This is a genomic window from Cupriavidus lacunae (assembly GCF_003353055.1).
Lineage (GTDB): Bacteria > Pseudomonadota > Gammaproteobacteria > Burkholderiales > Burkholderiaceae > Cupriavidus > Cupriavidus lacunae.
Genome location: NZ_QKWJ01000201.1, coordinates 1 through 2,686, shown reverse-complemented (window position 1 = coordinate 2,686; position 2,686 = coordinate 1). Strand labels below are relative to the sequence as shown.

Sequence of the window (2,686 nt, the reverse complement as noted above, 5' to 3'; positions counted from 1 at the left end):
GCTACGCTGCGCAGGGGATTCTCCCCGCGCAAAATCAGGGCAGCGCTGTTCCGCTGCATGTGAAGAAATGGATGCAGCTTAAACTCGGTTGAAATCTGTCTTGACCGAGGGGTCCACTTTAGGCGGTGCGCGCAGCCCAAGCTTCATGAAAGGCATGGCCTGCTTTTGATGCTCGGACTTTGTCGATTTCTATCGGCACTGTGCACGTATCATCGTCACTCATGATCGGCTTGATTCATCTGGTCTAAGTGATCGTATCGTTTCGATTTCAACTCAACGGATTGGTCGCCCTTACAAAGGGGGCTCGTCCTTTCCGGGCAAATTGATACGGTTGAAGGGAAAATGTACAGCTATATCAATGACTTGCGAAAATCCCCCGGTGCCATTCTTTCTATGCCATAAGTCGTTGGTGGCATTGGAGATTTCGCATCTCAGCGTATCGATCTGCAGGGAAAGCACAAACACCCCTTGACCGGCACAAAGCGCATGCTGGGCCGAGTCACCGCCTCGCAGATAGCCGCTGCCTCCTTTGCCGCGTTTGCCGGACATCCGGTAAGGGGCCACCAGTCTCCGCGACATCAGCTTGACCGTGTGTCCGTGCTGGCGAAACAGCCGCGCCCAGTACGAAGGTTCGGTTGATGCGATGGTCCGAGTCAATTTCATATTCCTGCACGGGGGAGCGTCCAGGGCATTCTTGCGCAACGCGCTTTAGTGTCTCCCGGATGTCAGTCGATCGATCATCGCGCGAATGGCGCGCATCTGATAACCTTTCTGGTCAGCATAATGATCACGCGCGGTGAATCCCCACCAATCCCAGCACCCTTTGGGATTAATAGTTATGGGAATAGATATCGCTTGAGGGTATAGGATCACGACATCGTTGGCGTCGGCCCACGGCGCATAGCCTGCATTCTTGACAAAGGTAGTTCCATAGAATGGACCGCCATCAGGCGGTGTCTTCAAAGGGACATAAGTCTGTCCCTGTTCGCAACCATGCAACGCCACATGAAGTCGGCAGGTGGCGCCATCGGCGCAAGCCTTCGGAATGTACACCCACCCTGTTACGTCTAAACCGTTGTCCCATGCCGCTGCCATCGGTCCTTCGGAGGGAATGAAGGGACGTTGGTTGAATTCGAAGAACCTGGAGTTGAGCTGAGACTCACGGGCAGCAGGCTTCTTCAGGGCGCCATAGATCCAGCTAAGAATCTCCTTGGCTCCGTCATACCTGCACTTACCGAGATAAGGAGACTCTGTGACCGTGCATTCCTCTCCGAAATCCCAAGTTGGCATCGTGTGCCCAGCTTCCCACAGGACTTCTGATACGTTCGCTGCCGAAACGCCGGCGCCCCGATAGAACGAAGCCAGTTGCTTGACAATTGTTGGCGGAACGAGATTGTCCTGCTTGCCCGCGAAAGTGAGGATGTGCTGATGTGAAATGTTGGCAGGGTCGTCGATAAGACCTTTGCGAAAGAGGGGGGCGAGCTTCGACACCAACTCCGGCACCTTCGCACTGGACTCCGTGACAGCGCACGTCTGCGCACCTAGCGTGCACGAACATAACGTCCCTGCTGTGTTGTAGCTTCCCCGCTGAGCACAGTAATAGGGGCCGGCGGCAACGATACCGACTCCCTTTATGATGGATGAGTAGGCGACTGAAAGTTGGACGGCCATGAAACCGCCTGACGAGATGCCTGAAACCGACGTCTCTTTGACATCGATGTTGAGTCGCGGAAGTTCGATTGGCTGCGTCTGGGCAAAGCATATCGAGCTCGCCATAATCAGCGTGGCCGCGATCAATCGGAATATTTTTCTCATGGCCGACCCCGTTTGATTATTCGCACCATCTTAGCGTAAAGACTACACGCAGTCGCGCTCCTACTGGGAGACCGCGCCAAACCGGGGGCTGACTAAGCAGCAAGGCGGTGGCCTAGAACGGGCCGCAAATCAATTGCACGGCGTACCTGGGAGAGACGTTCCGTAACTGGTTATCCCATGACAGGTACCGCTTTGGTTGACGGGAGTGTCGTCCGAGTCCGGTTCTCGGTCGAGCGGAAATTTTCCGACCTTAGTGCAGCAATAACGAAGCTCAGTCGACGGTGCTGGGTCATTCGTCATCGCAGGGAAAGCCATGGCTGGTTGCTCATCTGTCGGGACACTTTTCGTCGCTGAGGGAGCCTTGGCGGCTTGCTTAGGTGCCGGGGCATTTTTCATCGCTGGGAAAGCCTTGGCTGGTTGCTCATCTGTCGGGACACTTTTCGTCGCTGAGGGAGCCTTGGCAGCTTGCTTTGGTGCCGGGGCATTCTTCATCGCTGGGAGAGCCTTGGCGGGCTGCCCAGGTGCCGCCAAATTTCTCGTCGCCGGGGAAACCTTAGTGGGTTGCTCAGGTGTCGGAACGTTTTTCGTGGCTGAGACAGCCTTGGTGGCCTGCTCTGCGTTCTGGTCCTCCGAGACGCACTGGCCCTTCTCGCAAATTCGCTCCCCTTTGCACTGCATGTCATATTGGCATCCATCTGCACTGGCGTGGGGCGCAAACCCTACCGCCGTTGACATGGCGAGAAGCAAGCCTAGGAGTCTGTCGGGCTTTCCGGCCTTCCAATCGATGATGCCCAGCCAGATAATCGTGGCAGCACAACCGACAGACTATCCCGATGAGCCGCTTCGTTCCCGTTGACCGAGACACTGCGTA

At 55.9% G+C, this 2,686-nt stretch carries 1 protein-coding gene and 1 pseudogene; both read right to left on the bottom strand.

Going from position 1 to position 2,686, the window contains the following annotated elements:
- Positions 1–467: 467 nt before the first annotated feature.
- Positions 468–624, bottom strand: a pseudogene (locus DN412_RS42595) (IS110 family transposase); the annotation flags it as partial.
- Positions 625–708: 84 nt separating this feature from the next.
- The gene (locus DN412_RS42590) at positions 709–1,815 is read right to left on the bottom strand and encodes an extracellular catalytic domain type 2 short-chain-length polyhydroxyalkanoate depolymerase (RefSeq protein ID WP_115216963.1); all 1,107 of its coding nucleotides are present in this window, start codon (positions 1,813–1,815) and stop codon (positions 709–711) included.
- Positions 1,816–2,686 lie beyond the last annotated feature (871 nt).

Bases quoted from the DNA above. Each gene is read 5' to 3' on its own strand.
- DN412_RS42590 (WP_115216963.1), bottom strand. From the start codon at position 1,815: ATGAGAAAAATATTCCGATTGATCGCGGCCACGCTGATTATGGCGAGC.